Below are 15906 nucleotides of genomic sequence, written 5' to 3' on the forward strand. Positions count from 1 at the left end.
TGGTGACATGGCCGGTGATCTGCTGACTTGCCGCGGGGGGCAGGGCGAGCCGTTGGTGCTGGTGCACGGCCTGATGGGGCGTGGCACCACGTGGTCGCGGCAGCTGCCGTGGCTGATCGGGCTGGGTGCGGTGTACACCTACGACGCGTTGTGGCATCGGGGCCGCGGCGTCGACGACCCGCACCCCATCAGCACGGAACGGTTCGTGTCGGACCTGGCCGACGCGGTGAGCGCGCTGGGGACGCCGGTCACACTGGTCGGGCATTCGATGGGCGCCCTGCACTCGTGGTGTCTGGCCGCGCAGCGTCCCGAGCTGGTCTCCGCGCTGGTGATCGAGGACATGGCGCCGGACTTCCGCGGGCGCACCACCGGCCCGTGGGAGCCGTGGTTGCACGCCCTGCCGGTCGAATTCGATTCCGCGCAGCGGGTATTCGACGAGTTCGGCCCTGTTGCAGGGCAATATTTTCTGGAGGCCTTCGACCGCACCGCCACGGGTTGGCGCCTGCATGGGCACACCGCGCGGTGGATCGAGATCGCCGCCGAATGGGGCACCCGCGACTACTGGAAGCAATGGCGGGCGGTGCGCGCCCCAGCGCTGCTCATCGAGGCCGGTAACTCTGTCACCCCGCCGGGGCAGATGCGCGAGATGGCCCAAACAGGCTCTGCGGCAAGTTATCTGCATGTACCGGCGGCAGGTCATCTGGTTCACGACGAAGCGCCGCAGGTCTATCGCGACGCCGTCGAATCATTCCTCGCCGGATAGGGCGAACCGGCCGTCGGACGTCTGGGCAACCAAGCCGTCGGCCAGCAACGAGAACAGTGCCCGGTCGCGCTGGGCAGTGTCGGTCAGCCACGCCACGTCCAGCTCCGCCCGGGTGACCGGGGAGTCGCTGGCGCGCAACACATCCAGCAGTCGGCCACGGACCTGCCGATCGGTGCCCGCGTAGGTTTGCGCGCGCCGGGCCGGGCCCTGCGCCGGCGGATGGCCGGCGTCGCGCCACGAGCACCGGTCGAGCGGGCACAGCCCGCATCGCGGTGCCCGCGCGGTGCACACCGTCGCCCCCAACTCCATCAGGGCGACGGAAAACAAAGGGGCCGTTCCGTTTTCCGGCAGGAGTGCAGCGACGTCGGCCATGTCCCGCACCGCAGACGGCGAGCCGGCATCGGCCAGCCCGTGCACCACGCGGGCCACCACCCGCCGCACGTTGGTGTCCACCACCGGGACCGACTGCCGGTATGCGAAACACGCGACGGCGCGGGCGGTGTAGCTGCCGATGCCCGGCAACGTCAGCAGGGTCTCAACATCCGCGGGCACCACGTCGCCGTAGTCGCGGGCGATGACGGTCGCGCACTCGTGCAGACGCTTGGCCCGCCGGGGATAGCCCAGCTTGCCCCACGCGCGAAGCACGTCGGCGGCGCTGGCCGCGGCGGTCGCCGAGGGGGTGGGCCAGCGCCGCACCCAATCCGACCAGATCGGCAGCACCCGCGACACCGGCGTTTGCTGCAGCATGAACTCGCTGACCAGGATTTGCCAGGCGCTGACGCCCGGTTCACGCCACGGCAGGTCGCGGCGGCACCGTTCGTACCACCCCAGAAGTTCACCCGCCGCGATTCGGGGCGGGCTAGTCATGGGCGACCGGGGGACAGCAGAATGTCTGCCATGCCCAACACCACTCCGGCGACAGCCTGGAAAACACTCAAAGAGGGTAACGAGCGATTCGTTGCCGGCAAGCCCGAGCGTCCCCACCAAAGCGTCGAGCGGCGCGAAAGCCTGACCGGCGGCCAGCAGCCGATCGCGGCGATCTTCGCTTGTTCGGACAGCAGGGTCGCCACCGAGCTGCTCTTCGATCAGGGTCTGGGCGACGTGTTCGTGGTTCGCACCGCCGGGCAGGCCATCGACTCGGCGGTGATCGGCTCGCTCGAGTACGCCGTGGCGGTGCTCAACGTGCCGCTGCTCGTCGTCGTCGGCCACGAGAGCTGCGGAGCCGTCAAAGCCGCCGTGGGCGCGGTCGACGACGGTTCGGTACCCGGGGGTTTCATCCGCGATGTGGTGGAGCGGGTGGCCCCGTCGATCCTGGTCGGACGTCGCGACGGCCTCAGCGGCATCGCCGAGTTCGAGAAGCGCCACGTGCAGGAGACCGTCGCCCAGCTCGCGGCGCGGTCCACGGTGATCGCCGAGGCGCTGGCCGCGGGGAAACTGGGAATCGCGGGCGTCACCTATCACCTCGGCGACGGCCGGGCGGAGTTGACAGACCAGCGCGGCGACATCGGCGAAGAGCGGGACCTCTAGGTCCGACGCGGCCGTCACTAACACGGCCGTCAGCCAGCAAACCCGCGACACGCCGGGGCGGGTCAGGCAACTCGACGTGACCTGGGCCTACGCTGCAAACGTGCTGGATCTGGAACCGCGTGGCCCGCTACCCACCGAGATCTATTGGCGGCGCCGTGGCCTGGCCGTGGGCGTCGCGGTCGTCGTCGTAGGGATCGTGGTCGCCGCCGTCATCGCCTTCATGGGACACAGCTCGGGTGCCAAGCCCGCCAGTGCCGACAAGCCCAATTCCGCTCAGAGCAAGCCGGGATCGGCCGCGCCCCAGGCGCCTCCGCCGGCCGCGCCCGGCGAGCAGCCCGCCCCGGTGCCGCAACAGGGGCAGAACCCGGAGATGCCCACCCCGACCGCGGCGGTGCAGCCACCGCCGGTGCTGAAAGAGGGCGACGACTGCCCGGATTCGACGCTGGCCGTCAAGGGCCTGACCAATGCGCCGCAATACTTCATCGGCGACCAGCCGAAGTTCACCATGGTCGTTACCAACATCGGCTTGGTGTCTTGTAAGCGTGACGTCGGCGCCGCGGTGCTGGCGGCCTACGTGTACTCGCTGGACAACAAGCGGCTGTGGTCGAACCTCGACTGCGCGCCCTCCAACGAGACGCTGATCAAGACCTTCACGCCGGGCGAGCAGGTGACGACGGCGGTGACGTGGACGGGCATGGGGTCGGCGCCGCACTGCCCGCTGCCGCGGCCGGCGATCGGGCCGGGCACCTACAACCTTGTCGTGCAGCTTGGCAACCTGCGTTCCCAGCCGGTCCCGTTCATCATGAACCAGCCGCCCCCGCCGCCGGGCCCGGTCCCCGGGCCGGGTCAGCCCGCGGCGGCGCCGCCGCCCGAGGCGCCACCGGCCCCGGTTCCCGCGGGCTAACTCAACGGGTCGGCGATAGTCGACTCCGCGAGCTGCGACAGACCCTCCCGCACGTGACGGGCCCACATCGCGCCGATGCCCTCCACCGACTGCAGGTCGCCGGCGCTGGCCGCCAGCAGGCCCTGCAGCGTCCCGAATGAGCGGACCAGCAGGTCGGAGTGGGCGAACTGTAGTCGCGGGATGCTGGCCAGCGCCCGGTAGCCGCGCGGGCTGACCGCGGAGTCCTGCGCCTCGGCCGTGGTCGGGTAGCCGAAAACCTTTGCCAGCGCCGTGAGTTCGAGCAGCTCGGTGTCCGAAAGGGCGTCCAACTCGTCCAGGGTCGCCGTCATCTGCGCCTTGGACAGCGGCTCAGGGCTGGCGTGGTAGTCGCGCACGGTCAATTCCCGCGCGATGTCGTTGCCGCCCAGCAGCTCGTCCAGCTGCAGTCGCAGCTGGCGCCCGTCGGTGCCGAGCTCGACGACGTCGTCGTCGATCACCAGGCCGATCCGCCGCACCAGCTCCAGCCGCTGCACCACGGTCATCACGTCGCGCAGCGTGACGAAATCCTCAATCTCGGCCAGCGACAGCTGCCTGCTGACCTCGTCGAGCCTGGTCTTGTACCGCTCCAGGGTCGCGATCGCCTGGTTGGCCCGCGAGAGGATGGTCGCGGAATCGGCCACCACGTGGCGTTCACCGCCCACATAAACGGTCACGATGTTCATCGAATGGCTGACCGAGATCACCGGGTAACCGGTCTGAATCGCCGCCCGCTCCGCCGACCGGTGCCGCGTCCCCGACTCGTCGGTGGGTATCGACGGATCCGGCACCAACTGCACGTTGGCCCGAACGATGCGGCTGCCGTCGGTGGACAGCACCACGGCGCCGTCCATCTTCGCCAGCTCCCGCAGCCGGGTCGGCGCGTACCGAACGTCGAGGGCGAAGCCGCCGTCGCAGATGGCCTCGACGTTCTCGTCGTTGCCCAGGACGATCAGCGCACCGGTGCGGCCGCGCAGGATGCGCTCCAGGCCGTCGCGCAGCCCGGTGCCCGGCGCCAGGCGGGCGACGGTCTCACGCAGTGTCGGACGAGTCACAGCGTGTCATTGTGCGGCCCCAGGGCGTTTTGCGTCCAGCCAGTGCGCGGCCCGGCGATGGCTTTCATGTGTTGCAGCGCCGCGGCGATGGTCGGCGCGCGCAGCGCCCGCATCCCGCTCGGCACGATCTCGCGGCGCGGGTCGTCGCCGTCGGGGATGAGCGCGATGCTGAATCCCTGCCGCGCGGCCTCGCTCAGCCGCCGTTCCATGCCGCCGACCCGCCGCAGGTCGCCCGCCAGCCCCACCTCGCCGATCATCACTGCGGTCGTCGGCAGCGGCAGGTCGGCGTAGGCCGACGCCAGCGCCATCGCGACGGCCAGATCCGAGGAGGGATCGGTCAACCGCATGCCCCCCACGGTGGACAGGTAGATGTCGTTGACGCCGACGGCCAGCCTGCCGTGCTTTTCCAGCACCGCACTGATCATCGCGGCCCGAGAGTGGTCGATCCCGCTGACGGCACGGCGCGGCGACCCGCCCCCCGGCGTCGCGAGCAGCGCCTGCACCTCCCCGATGAGCGGTCGCTTGCCGTCCAGCGTCACGGTGATCGCGGTCCCGGCGACCGGCGCCGGCCGTTGATCCAGGAAGAGGTTCGACGGATCGGACACGTCCTCGATCCCGCTGTCATGCAACAGGAAACAGCCGACCTCGTCGGCCCCGCCGAATCGGTTCTTGACGCCCCGAACCATCCGCAGCGATCCGTTGCGGTCGCCCTCGAAATGCAGCACCACGTCGACCAGGTGTTCCAGCGAGCGCGGTCCCGCGATAGCCCCGTCCTTGGTGACGTGGCCGACCAGGATCAGCGCGACGCCGTTGGCCTTCGCGGCCGCGGTCAAGGCGGCGGTGACGGCGCGCACCTGCGTGACGCCGCCGGCGACGCCGTCGGCCTCGGTCGTGGACATGGTTTGCACGGAGTCGACGATCACCAGCGCGGGCTGCACCGTCGCGATGTGGTCCAGCACTGTGTGCACGTCGGACTCGGCGGCCAGGTAGACCTCGTCGGCGCTGCAGCCGGTCCGGTCAGCACGCAGCCGGATCTGCCCCGCCGACTCCTCGCCGGAGATGTACAGCGCGCGCCGGCCGGAAAGCGCCCAGCGATGAGCCACCTTGAGCAGCAGCGTCGACTTGCCGACGCCCGGGTCCCCCGCCAGCAGCGTGACCGAACCGGGCACCACGCCGCCCCCGAGCACTCGATCGAGTTCGCCGATCCCGGTCGCGCGGTGCCGGCTGGCGTTGGGCTCGACGGAAGTGATCGGCACCGGCCGTGAAGCCGAACCGGCCGCGCCGATCGGGCGACGGCCGCCGACCGCGCTCAGCACCGGCACCTCGTCGACCGCGCCCCAGGTGCCGCACTCCATGCACCGGCCCACCCATTTGGCGGTGACGTGCTGGCATTCGGAGCAGCGGTATTGGGAGCGCGGATTTGCCACGCCATGACGGTATCGAGCCGGTACGACAAATCCCGGCGACGACAGGCGGTTGGCCCCGCCTAGCTTGGCTGCGCCGGGGACAGCCCGGCCGAAACGGGCACCAGGACGGTGGCCTGACCGGCCTTCTCGAAGTTGAACGTGAAGTTGTACAGCAGCCCGTTGCTGATCGGCTTGGCCAGCGTCACGGTCGCCTTGGCCGCATTGCTGGAGCCCATCGGGCCGGGCGCCACCTTCTGGCCCTCGGGCGTGCCGATCAACAACATGCCGCCCGCGGGCAGCCGACCGTCGCCGCTCAGGGTCACCGAGCCGACGTCGCTGGTGATGCTGACCAACCTGTCCGGCACGTCCGGCGACTGGTTGATGGCCACCAGCACCAGGTCCACCGCCTGCCCGGGCTGCACGAAGGCGCCGGTCTGCGACGCCTGGATGCGGATGTCGCGCAGCGCCACGTTGTTGACGGTCACCTTGTTGCCGTTGATCGCGGGCTCCTGGACGGCCATCTGCGAAACCTGCCCGGCCCCGCAGCCGCTGAGGAGCATCGCGACCATCGCGATGAGGCCGACGAACGCGGCCCGGACGGTGAACGCCGGCGCGCGGAGGGGGAGGCCGATCTCGAAGCGGTTCACTCAATGCCTCCTGCTGGGCCGGTTCGACGGATGCAACTATGCACAGTAGTAGGAAGGGTTCGCGCGCGGTAGCGCGGGGCTTAGGACCAGCCAGAGCGGCCATATCCGGGGCTCCGTCAGGGCGCTCAGGGGCCGCTTTCGGGGGCGAAACAAGGCGGGGGTAATGTGCATCACTGCACGTTCTGCTCCCCCTGTCAACCCCTAATCTGCGCGTGTTGTGCCCCTGACCTGCATCGTTGCTCCGCGCGCGATTGGGCGGCCGTGTTAGGATGAAGTAACGAAAGGGGCTCGAATCAGATGATCTTCAAGGTCGGCGACACCGTTGTTTACCCGCATCACGGTGCTGCGTTAGTCGAGGCGATTGAAACCCGCACCATTAAAGGGGAACAAAAGGAATATCTCGTCTTGAAGGTGGCGCAGGGAGACCTGACAGTTCGAGTGCCTGCCGAGAACGCCGAATACGTGGGCGTCCGCGACGTCGTGGGCCAGGAAGGCCTCGACAAGGTCTTCCAGGTTCTGCGCGCTCCCCACACCGAAGAGCCCACGAACTGGTCGCGCCGCTACAAGGCCAACCTCGAGAAGCTGGCCTCCGGTGACGTCAACAAGGTGGCCGAGGTGGTGCGCGACCTGTGGCGTCGCGACCAGGAACGCGGCCTGTCCGCCGGCGAGAAGCGCATGCTGGCCAAGGCCCGCCAGATTCTGGTCGGTGAGTTGGCCCTCGCCGAGAGCACCGACGACGCCAAAGCGGAAACCATCTTGGACGAGGTTCTGGCCGCCGCTTCCTGAAGGCCCTGACGCTTCGGTGGTCACGGGGACGGTCTCCTCGGGCACGGTCGTAGCAGTGGTTCCGGCCGCAGGGTCGGGAGAACGACTGGGCGCCGGCATTCCGAAAGCTTTCTGCGAGGTCGACGGGCGCACCCTGCTGGACCGCGCGGTCGGCGGTCTGCTCGCGGCCGAGGTCGTCGATCACGTAGTGGTCGCCGTCCCGGCCGCCCTCGTCGACGAAGCCAAGCGATCCCTGGGTGAACGGGCGACCGTCGTCGCCGGCGGCGCCGACCGCACGACGTCGGTGAGGCTGGCGTTGGCGGCCGTCGCCGGTGACCCCGAATTCGTCCTGGTGCACGATGCCGCCCGCGCCCTGACGCCCCCCGCGCTGGTCGTGCGCGTGGTGGACGCCCTGCGGGCCGGGCACACCGCCGTCGTGCCCGCGCTGCCGCTGCATGACACCGTCAAGGCCGTGGACGCCAACGGTGTGGTCCTGGGCACGCCCGAGCGGGCCGGCCTGCGCGCCGTGCAGACACCGCAGGGCTTCGCCCGGGACCTGCTGCTGCGCGCGTATCAGCGCGCCGGCACGGCTGCGTTCACCGACGACGCGTCGCTCGTCGAGCAAGTCGGAGGCCAGGTCCAGGTCGTCGAGGGTGACCCGCTGGCGTTCAAGATCACCACTGCGCTCGACCTGTTGCTCGCCGAAGCGATCGTGGGCCCGTGAACGGTATGCCTCGCGTCGGCCTCGGCGTCGATGTGCACCCGATCGAGCCGGGGCGGCCCTGCTGGCTGGTGGGCCTGCACTTCCCCGACGCCGACGGCTGCGCCGGCCACTCCGACGGCGACGTCGGGGCGCACGCGCTGTGTGACGCGCTGCTGTCAGCGGCCGGGCTGGGCGACATCGGCGCCGTCTTCGGGGTCGACGACCCGCGCTGGGAAGGCGTTAGCGGCGCCGACATGCTGCGCCACGTGATGGAGCTGGTATCGCGGGACGGCTTCCGCGTCGGAAACGCCGCCGTTCAGCTGGTCGGTAACCAGCCGAGGGTCGGCCCGCGGCGCGCCGAGGCGCAGCGCGTGCTCTCGGAGCTGCTGGCGGCGCCGGTCGCGGTGTCGGCGACGACGACCGACGGGCTTGGCCTGACCGGTCGCGGTGAGGGCCGCGCCGCCATCGCCACCGCATTGGTCGTCCCCGTCGGGTAAGGCGCGCAGCGCCGGGCTGGCGGGAACCACCCGGTAAGCTGGCACGTCGTGACCGACCGCGCCCGCTTGCGGCTACACGACACGGCAGCCGGTGCCGTGCGTGATTTCGTCCCGCTGCGCGAGGGCCACGTCTCCATCTACCTGTGCGGCGCGACGGTCCAGGGCCTGCCGCACATCGGCCACGTCCGCAGCGGCGTTGCCTTCGACATCCTGCGCCGATGGCTGATGGCGCGCGGCTGCGACGTCGCCTTCATCCGCAATGTCACCGACATCGAGGACAAAATCCTGGCCAAGGCCGCGGCGGCGGGCCGGCCGTGGTGGGAGTGGGCGGCCACCTACGAGCGCGCGTTCAGCGCCGCCTACGACGCCCTGGACGTCCTGCCGCCGTCCGCCGAGCCGCGCGCGACCGGGCACATCACCCAGATGGTCGAATTAATGGACCGCCTGATCGAAACCGGCCACGCGTACGCGGCGAGCGGCGACGTCTACTTCGACGTGCTGAGCTATCCCGAATACGGACAGTTGTCGGGGCACAAGGTCGACGACGTTCATCAGGGCGAGGGCGTGGCGACGGGAAAGCGCGACCAGCGTGACTTCACGCTCTGGAAGGGCGAGAAGCCCGGCGAGCCGTCGTGGCCGTCGCCGTGGGGCCGCGGGCGCCCGGGCTGGCACCTGGAATGCTCCGCGATGGCTCGCACCTATCTGGGGCCTGAATTCGACATCCATTGCGGCGGGATGGATTTGATCTTCCCGCACCACGAGAACGAGATCGCGCAGAGCCGCGCGGCCGGCGACGGATTCGCCCGCTACTGGCTGCACAACGGCTGGGTCACCATGGGCGGCGAGAAGATGAGCAAGTCGCTGGGCAACGTGCTGGCCATCCCGGCCCTGCTCCAACGCGTGCGTCCGGCGGAGCTGCGCTACTACCTGGGCAGCGCGCACTACCGCTCGATGCTGGAATTCTCCGACACTGCCCTACAGGATGCGGTGAAAGCCTATGTGGGCGTGGAGGAATTCCTGCACCGTGTCCGCGTTCGCGTGGGCGGCGTCGAGCCGGGCGAGTGGACTTCGCGGTTCGCCGAGGCGCTCGACGACGATTTGGCGGTCCCGGCCGCGCTGGCCGAGGTGCACCACGCCCGGGCGGAGGGCAACCGGGCCCTCGACTCCGGTGACCACGAAGGCGCCCTGCAACACGCCCGGTCGATCCGCGCCATGATGGGCATCCTGGGCTGCGACCCGCTCCACGAGCGCTGGGAAACCCGCGACGAGACGTCGGCCGCGCTCGCGGCAGTGGAGGTACTGGTGCGGGCCGAACTGGAAAACCGGGAAAAGGCCCGCCAGCAACGCAATTGGGCGCTCGCCGACGAGATCCGGGATCGGTTGAAGCTCGCCGGCATCGAGGTCACCGACACCGCCGACGGGCCGCAATGGTCACTGCAGGCCGGTCAGACCCCATAGATGGCCGGCAATTCGCGCCGCCGCGGCGCAATACGCAAGGCGGGCACCAAGAAGGGGCCCACCGTGGGCTCGGGCGGTCAGCGCCGGCGGGCACTGGAGGGCCGCGGTCCCACGCCCCCGGCGCACCTGCGACCCAACCATCCCGCCGCCAAGCGCGCCCAGTCGCCCCCGCGGCGTCCCGCCAAGCGGCCCACCGACGAGACGGAAACGGTGCTCGGCCGCAATCCGGTGCTGGAGTGCCTGCGCGCCGGTGTCCCGGCGACGGCGCTCTACGTGGCGCTGGGCGTCGACGCCGACGAGCGGGTCACCGAATCCGTTGCGCGCGCCGCGGATTCGGGCATCTCGATCCTCGAGGTGCCGCGTGCCGACTTGGATCGGATGACCAGCAACCACCTGCATCAGGGCATCGCGTTGCAGGTCCCGCCGTACAACTACGCCCACCCCGACGACCTGCTGGCAACCGCCATGAACTCCCCGCCCGCGCTGCTGGTCGCGTTGGACAACATCTCCGATCCGCGCAACCTGGGCGCGATCGTGCGTTCCGTCGCGGCCTTCGGCGGCCACGGTGTGCTGATCCCGCAGCGGCGTTCGGCGTCGGTGACGGCCGTGGCCTGGCGCACCAGCGCGGGCGCGGCGGCCCGCATCCCGGTCGCGCGGGCAACCAATCTCAATAGAACGCTCAAGGATTGGGCCGACCGCGGGATCCGCGTGATCGGCCTGGACGCCGACGGCGACACCGTGGTCGACGACCTGGACGGCGCCGACCCGCTGGTGGTGGTCGTCGGCTCCGAAGGCAAGGGCCTGTCGCGGCTGGTTCGGCAGAACTGCGACGAGGTGGTGTCGATCCCGATGGCCGGGCACGCCGAATCGCTGAACGCCTCGGTGGCCGCCGGGGTGGTGCTCGCCGAGATCGCCCGGCAGCGCCGGGTTTGACCGCGGTGCGCCGCTGGCCCGCGCTCCTGGGTGCTGCGCTGGCCGCGGTCGTTGTCCTGGCGTCGCCCGGCGCGGCCGCCCAGGCGCAGGCGTTCGACCTGCAGGCACACCGCGGCGGACGCGGGGAGACCACCGAGGAATCGTTGCGGGCCTTCGCGAAATCGCTCGAATTGGGCGTCAGCACACTCGAACTCGACATCAACATCACCAGGGACGACCAACCGCTGGTGTGGCATGATCCGACGATCGACGCCGAGAAGTGCGCCGACACCGGCCCCGCCTTCGCCGGCGATCCGCAGTACCCCTACGTGGGAAAGCTGGTGCGCCAGCTCACCCTGGCACAGATCCGCACCCTGGACTGCGGTCGGCGGCTGGCCGAGTTTCCCGACGCCGAGGTGGTGCGCGGCAACAAGATAGCCGTCCTCCCGGAAGTGTTTACGCTCGCCGATTCCTATCGAGCCGCCGTGCGCTACAACATCGAGACGAAGGTGGCGGCCGACCGCCCCGGCACTTCGGCGGAACCCCAACAGTTCGTCGACGTGATACTTGCGGCCGTCAGGTCGGCCGGCAAGGTCGGCCAGGTTGAGATCGAGAGCTTCGACTGGCGGACCCTGCCGTTGGTTCGCCAAGCCGAACCGTCAATCCCGTTGGTGGCCTTGTACAACGAGGAGACCTGGGCGCCCGGTTCGCCGTGGCTGGCCGGTGAGGACCCCGTCGCCATCGGTGATCCGGTGATCGGGGCGAAGCTGGCGGGCGCGGACATCGTCTCGCCCGCCTACCAGCTGGTCACCGGCGAACCGTACGTCGATCGCGCGCACGCCCTTGGGCTGCAGGTGATCCCGTGGACCGTCGACGATGCGGCGGCCATGCGGGAGCTGATCGCCGACGGGGCCGACGGGCTCATCACCGACTACCCGACGTTGTTGCGCGGTGTGCTGGCCGAACTCGGGATGCCGCTGCCGCCCGCCTACCACCGGACTTAGCGTCAGGGCACCGCGTCCACCAGAGTGGCGGCGGGCGCGACCCGGGCATCGATGTCGGATCGGCGCGCGCGGGCGGCGCGCCAGATCATGTTCGGGCGCAACAGCCGCGTCGCGGGGTCGACCAACGAGGTCACCCTGATGAACTGGTTCAGCGCGGCGGTGTCGGTTTCGGCCGCGGTCAGCACCCGATCGACGTACTTGTTGAACAGCCGCGCGACCAGCGGTGGGGTGCCGTGGATTTCGGGCAGTGCAAGGTCGGGATTGGTCGACAGCTGCCAGGCCTGGCGGATCGGTGCCGCCGCGGCGCGGAAGAAGCGTCGTGCCAAATCGTCGGTGCCCGCCGACAAGCAGTCGTGCAGCGCCGACGCCTCGAGCGCGGCAACGGTCATGCCCTGGCCGTAGACCGGGTTGAAGCTGCAGATCGCGTCGCCGATGACCAGCAGGCCCTCGGGGAAGCGGCGCAGCTTGTCGTAGCGGCGCCAGCGACTGCACGGCATCCGGTGGCGCACCGGTTCCCCGATGGGTTCGGCGGCTCGCACCGCGGCAAGCAGATGCGCAGGCGCGCAGTCCGCGACGAAATCACACATCACGGCGAGGTCGAGCGCCGCGGGCTCGTGCCCGGCGACCCCGATCACGGTGAACAGCCAGGTGTCGTTCTCGCAGTGCAGCGCGCCGCAGGCCCTCGGCCTGCCCGGCACGATTCCGGTGAGAAAGCCCAGCTCCCGCGGCGCCTCCGACGTCATGCGCAGCACCTGGCTCGCGTAGGTCAGCTGGACGTCGACGCGATCCTCCTGCGGGCGGTCGTACCCCAGGTGGTCCAGCCAGGCCGGGGTCCGGGCGGCACGTCCGGTGGCATCGACGACCAAGTCGGCGGCCAACGTGGTGGGCTCGCCGGTGCGGCCGCTGACCACCCGGACTCCCGTGACGCGGCGGCGGTCCAGGGTCGACACCGGGCCCAGAATGACGTGTTCGTCGAGCAGGGTGACGTTGGGAATGTCGCGCAGCCGGGCGCGGACGTGGTCTTCGAGGAAGGGCCGGGTCGCGGTGTAGGCGGTCAGCCCGGTGGCGCTGCCGCGCCGCGCCAGCAGATGGCCGCCGATGTCGTAGTAGAGCTCGGAGAGATCGTGACCGTCGAGGTAGTGTGCGCCGTCGCGAACCATCTCGTCGAGTACGCCGGGGAACATCCCCTCGATCACCTGGGCCCCCCGGGCCAGCAGGGCGTGCAGGTGCCGGCCCTGCGGCACGCCCCGGCGAGCGGCGTGAGCGTCGGGGAGCGGGTCACGTTCCACGACCGTCACCGTGTCGAAGAAGTCGGAAAGCGACCGCGCGGCCAGCAAACCGGCCATGCTCGCCCCCAACACCACCGCGTGACTGCCGGTCTTGGCCTTCATGTCGGACATGCACCCCGCCTTTCTCACCGTTGGCTGACAAAAGTCATGCTCACAGCGCTCGGTGGGGGCCGATAGCGTAGTCGGGTACGCAAGTTGGGGCCGCGCGCTGGACACCGGCGGGTGGACGCGCACGCCAAACCGTGGCAATCCGGCCCGCGCGGTGCCGCCGCGCGGCTATAGTCGCCGCGTGATCAGCGGCGACCTGCTGATTGGGCGCGACAGCGAGTTGGCAACCATTCGCCGCGCCCTGAGCGGCGCTGGCCAGCACTCCGGGGTGTTGATCGCGGGCGCCGCCGGGGTGGGCAAAACGCGGTTGGCCCGCGAAGCACTGCGGCGCGCCGGGGCCTCGGGCGAACGCATCCAGTGGATTGTGGGCACCCAGTCGGCCCAGGCGTTGCCCCTTGGGGCGTTCATCGGCCTGCTCGGCGAGGGCATGTCGGATCCGCTGACCAACGTCCGACGCGTGATCGAGTCGTTTGTGGCGCGACAACGTCGCGGCCGTGTGGTGGTCGGCGTCGACGACGCGCACCTGCTCGATGGGTTGTCCGCGCTCGTGATCCACCAGCTGGCCCAGTCCGGTGGGGCCCGGCTGGTGGTCACGGTGCGCTCCGGCAGCGAAGAGCCCGATGCGGTGACGGCGCTGTGGAAGGACGGTTTGCTCTATCGCCTCGACTTGGAGCCGCTTTCGGCCTCCGCGACGCGCGAGGTGATCGAACGCACGCTCGGCGGTCCGGTCGACGCGCGCTGTGCGGAACGGTTCCGGCGGCTCACCGGTGGGAACACGCTGTTTCTTCGGCAGCTGCTGAGCGACCAGATGGCGGCCGGGCGGGTGCGGCAGGTGGCCGGGGTGTGGATGTGGGACGGCGACGTCGCGGTCTCGGCCAGCTTGTCCGACGCGGTGGGACGCCAGCTTAATCGCCTGACCCCACCGCTGGCGCTGGTGGTCGACACGCTGTCACAGTGTGAGCCGTTGCCCGTTGACTTGTTGTGCGACTTGGTGTCTCGCGAGGAGTTGGTGGCGGCCGAAGCCATGGGTCTGGTGAACGTCGAACGCACCGCCAGCGGGTTGATGGCCAGGCTCGCGCACCCGCTGTTCGGTGAGCTGCGCCGCGCGGAAGCGGGCGAGATGTATTTGTCGAAGGTGCGGGGCCGGTTGGCGACCAGGCTGGCGCGCGACGGTGACGCCGACATGCAGGCCACGGTGCGCCGCGCGTTGCTGAGCCTCGAGTCGGACCTTCAGCCGCAACCCGAGCTGTATCTGGAATCGGCGCGGCACGCGATGACACTGCTGGACCTGGACTTGGCCGACCGGCTCGCCGGCGCCGCCGCGCAGGCCGGGGCGCCGGGTGCGGCCGGGGTGCGGGCGATGAACCTGATGCTGCTGGGCCGCGGCGAGCAGGCCGAGGGGGCGTTGCGCGCGATCACCGAAAGCGATCCGGCGGATCGCCACTACTGGGCGACCTTGCGCGCGGCCAACCTGGTCTGGATGCTCGGTCGGCCGGCGGACGCCGCGGCGATTCTCGAAGGCCTGGCCGCGGTCGACGAGACAGCGGTCCAGCTGGCCGAGCGACTGGCGGTGCAGGCGTGCGTGGATGCGGTGGCCGCACGCTGCGAGGTGGCCGCCGAAAGGGCAAGGACCGCATTGGATTCGGACCAACTGCCGGACTTCCACGCGATGATGGCGTCGGTGGCATTGATCATGGCCATGGGCGCGTTGGGGCGGGTCGACTGCCTGGCAACCGTGGCCGAGCAGGCGCTGCGCCGCGCGACGACGTCGTTCGAGGCGTCGCACATGCGGTTCTGGTTCGGAGCGGTGTACGGCCGGGCCTGCCGGTTGACGGGGCGCATCGACGAATTCGTCGGTTTCGCCAAGGGGGTGGCCGACTCGGCGCGCGACATCCCGGGCCTGGCGTATGCGAACCTGGCCCTGCTGCTCGGGAACGCCGACTTGGCCCGCGGGGCGGTGGCCGACGCGGTGCGGCTGGTGCACGAAGCGCTTGCCGGGGCGCAAATACACGCCACCACAAGCGGTTTGCGCCCGGCAAGCTACTTCGCGCTCGCCGAGGCGCACGGCAAGCTCGGGCACGCGCCGGAGGCGAACGACGCGGTCGCGGGCGCGCGGTCCTGCGTGCCGGCCGACTACCTGTTCATGCATACCGGCCTGTCGTTGGCCGACGGGTGGGCGCTGGCGGCAAGCGGTCGCCTGGGTGAGGCCGTGGCGACGGCGCGGGAGGCCGCGCGAGTCGCCCGCGACCGCGGCCAGCCGACCCATGAACTGGCCTGCATACAGGCCGCGGCGCAGTGGGGGGACGCCTCTGCGGCCGCGCGGGCCCGCGTCCTGGCCGACGCGCTGGCGCTGCCGCTGGCCGATGCCATCGCTTCGCACGCCGAAGCACTGCGGGCCGGCAACGGCGAGGGCCTCCTGGCGGTTTCGGCGGCCTACCGGGAGATCGGTGACCGGGCCGCGGCCGCCGACGCGGCGGCGCAAGCCTCCGCGGCGTTCATCGAAGGACAGCAGCACAAGCGCGGGCTTTATGCGTCGGCGTTGGCCGGCGAACTGGCCGAGGAGTGCGGCGGTTTGTGCACGCCGGCGTTGCGCACTCCGGCGGGGCTCAAACTCTCGGGTCGCCAGCGCGACGTCATCGAACTCGTCGTGGCCGGTCTGTCCAACCGCCAGATCGCCGAGAAGCTGGTGATGTCGGTGCGCACCGTGGAGGGCCACGTCTACCGGGCCTGTCAGCGGGTGGGGGCCCAGTCCCGCGAGGAGCTCGCGTCGATCATCCGGTCGAGGCCGGGGCCCGACTGAGGCACCGCGGCATTCGAGTAGGCGACTACTCGTGCGCCCCACGGAAATCGGCC

Annotated in this window: 15 protein-coding genes; 10 read left to right on the top strand and 5 right to left on the bottom strand. The window is 70.4% G+C overall.

The annotated features are described in order from the left end of the window. Positions 1-7: 7 nt before the first annotated feature. Positions 8-763, top strand: coding sequence for an alpha/beta fold hydrolase (locus ACEL92_RS02835; protein ID WP_374024146.1), 756 nt, complete (start codon positions 8-10; stop codon positions 761-763). Here ACEL92_RS02835 and ACEL92_RS02840 read toward each other — a convergent pair. After that, positions 746-1630, bottom strand: coding sequence for an A/G-specific adenine glycosylase (locus ACEL92_RS02840; protein WP_374024147.1), 885 nt, complete (start codon positions 1628-1630; stop codon positions 746-748). The genes ACEL92_RS02835 and ACEL92_RS02840 overlap by 18 nt on opposite strands. A 30-nt stretch (positions 1631-1660) precedes the next feature. On the opposite strand from ACEL92_RS02840, the gene ACEL92_RS02845 reads away from it, so the two are divergent. Both ACEL92_RS02845 and ACEL92_RS02850 read left to right on the top strand, forming a co-directional pair. Further along, on the top strand, positions 1661-2290 hold the full coding sequence (locus tag ACEL92_RS02845; RefSeq protein WP_374024148.1) for a carbonic anhydrase: 630 nt from the start codon (positions 1661-1663) through the stop codon (positions 2288-2290). Positions 2291-2390: 100 nt separating this feature from the next. Then, positions 2391-3194 carry a hypothetical protein gene (locus ACEL92_RS02850; protein ID WP_374024149.1) on the top strand — a complete coding sequence of 268 codons (804 nt, stop codon included), beginning with the start codon at positions 2391-2393 and terminating at the stop codon, positions 3192-3194. Here ACEL92_RS02850 and disA read toward each other — a convergent pair. The 3 genes from disA to ACEL92_RS02865 are packed head-to-tail and all read right to left on the bottom strand — an operon-like array spanning position 3191 to position 6317. Further along, complete coding sequence (disA, locus tag ACEL92_RS02855; protein WP_007166542.1) at positions 3191-4264, bottom strand: DNA integrity scanning diadenylate cyclase DisA; 1074 nt, start codon at positions 4262-4264, stop codon at positions 3191-3193. The two genes, ACEL92_RS02850 and disA, sit on opposite strands and share 4 nt — an antisense overlap. Then, positions 4261-5691: a DNA repair protein RadA gene (radA, locus tag ACEL92_RS02860; protein WP_374024150.1), complete on the bottom strand. Its 1431-nt coding sequence runs from the start codon at positions 5689-5691 to the stop codon at positions 4261-4263. The genes disA and radA overlap by 4 nt, the downstream gene beginning before the upstream one ends. 59 nt (positions 5692-5750) lie before the next feature. Beyond that, positions 5751-6317: a hypothetical protein gene (locus ACEL92_RS02865; protein ID WP_374024151.1), complete on the bottom strand. Its 567-nt coding sequence runs from the start codon at positions 6315-6317 to the stop codon at positions 5751-5753. Positions 6318-6614: 297 nt separating this feature from the next. On the opposite strand from ACEL92_RS02865, the gene carD reads away from it, so the two are divergent. Genes carD through ACEL92_RS02895 form a run of 6 tightly spaced genes read left to right on the top strand, consistent with a single transcriptional unit; the run spans position 6615 to position 11656 of the window. After that, the gene (gene carD / locus ACEL92_RS02870; RefSeq protein ID WP_003419482.1) at positions 6615-7103 is read left to right on the top strand and encodes an RNA polymerase-binding transcription factor CarD; all 489 of its coding nucleotides are present in this window, start codon (positions 6615-6617) and stop codon (positions 7101-7103) included. Positions 7104-7119: 16 nt separating this feature from the next. Further along, the gene (ispD, locus tag ACEL92_RS02875; protein WP_374024152.1) at positions 7120-7806 is read left to right on the top strand and encodes a 2-C-methyl-D-erythritol 4-phosphate cytidylyltransferase; all 687 of its coding nucleotides are present in this window, start codon (positions 7120-7122) and stop codon (positions 7804-7806) included. Beyond that, on the top strand, positions 7803-8282 hold the full coding sequence (ispF, locus tag ACEL92_RS02880; protein WP_374024153.1) for a 2-C-methyl-D-erythritol 2,4-cyclodiphosphate synthase: 480 nt from the start codon (positions 7803-7805) through the stop codon (positions 8280-8282). The genes ispD and ispF overlap by 4 nt, the downstream gene beginning before the upstream one ends. A 48-nt stretch (positions 8283-8330) precedes the next feature. After that, entirely contained in the window at positions 8331-9740 is a 1410-nt protein-coding gene (gene cysS / locus ACEL92_RS02885; RefSeq protein ID WP_374024154.1) for a cysteine--tRNA ligase, read from the top strand. Then, positions 9741-10673: a 23S rRNA (guanosine(2251)-2'-O)-methyltransferase RlmB gene (gene rlmB, locus ACEL92_RS02890; protein WP_374024155.1), complete on the top strand. Its 933-nt coding sequence runs from the start codon at positions 9741-9743 to the stop codon at positions 10671-10673. A 5-nt stretch (positions 10674-10678) separates the two neighbouring features. Further along, positions 10679-11656 carry a glycerophosphodiester phosphodiesterase gene (locus tag ACEL92_RS02895; RefSeq protein WP_374026059.1) on the top strand — a complete coding sequence of 326 codons (978 nt, stop codon included), beginning with the start codon at positions 10679-10681 and terminating at the stop codon, positions 11654-11656. Positions 11657-11658: 2 nt separating this feature from the next. On the opposite strand, the gene ACEL92_RS02900 is transcribed toward ACEL92_RS02895, so the two are convergent. Continuing rightward, positions 11659-13056 (bottom strand): FAD-dependent oxidoreductase, encoded by a 1398-nt coding sequence (locus ACEL92_RS02900; RefSeq protein ID WP_374024156.1) that lies wholly within the window; start codon positions 13054-13056, stop codon positions 11659-11661. Between the two features lie 178 nt (positions 13057-13234). On the opposite strand from ACEL92_RS02900, the gene ACEL92_RS02905 reads away from it, so the two are divergent. Further along, a complete protein-coding gene (locus tag ACEL92_RS02905) occupies positions 13235-15853 on the top strand; it encodes a LuxR C-terminal-related transcriptional regulator (RefSeq protein WP_374024157.1) in 2619 nt (872 codons plus the stop codon). Positions 15854-15906 lie beyond the last annotated feature (53 nt).

The sequence above is a fragment of the Mycobacterium hainanense genome (genome assembly GCF_041890355.1).
GTDB lineage: Bacteria > Actinomycetota > Actinomycetes > Mycobacteriales > Mycobacteriaceae > Mycobacterium > Mycobacterium hainanense.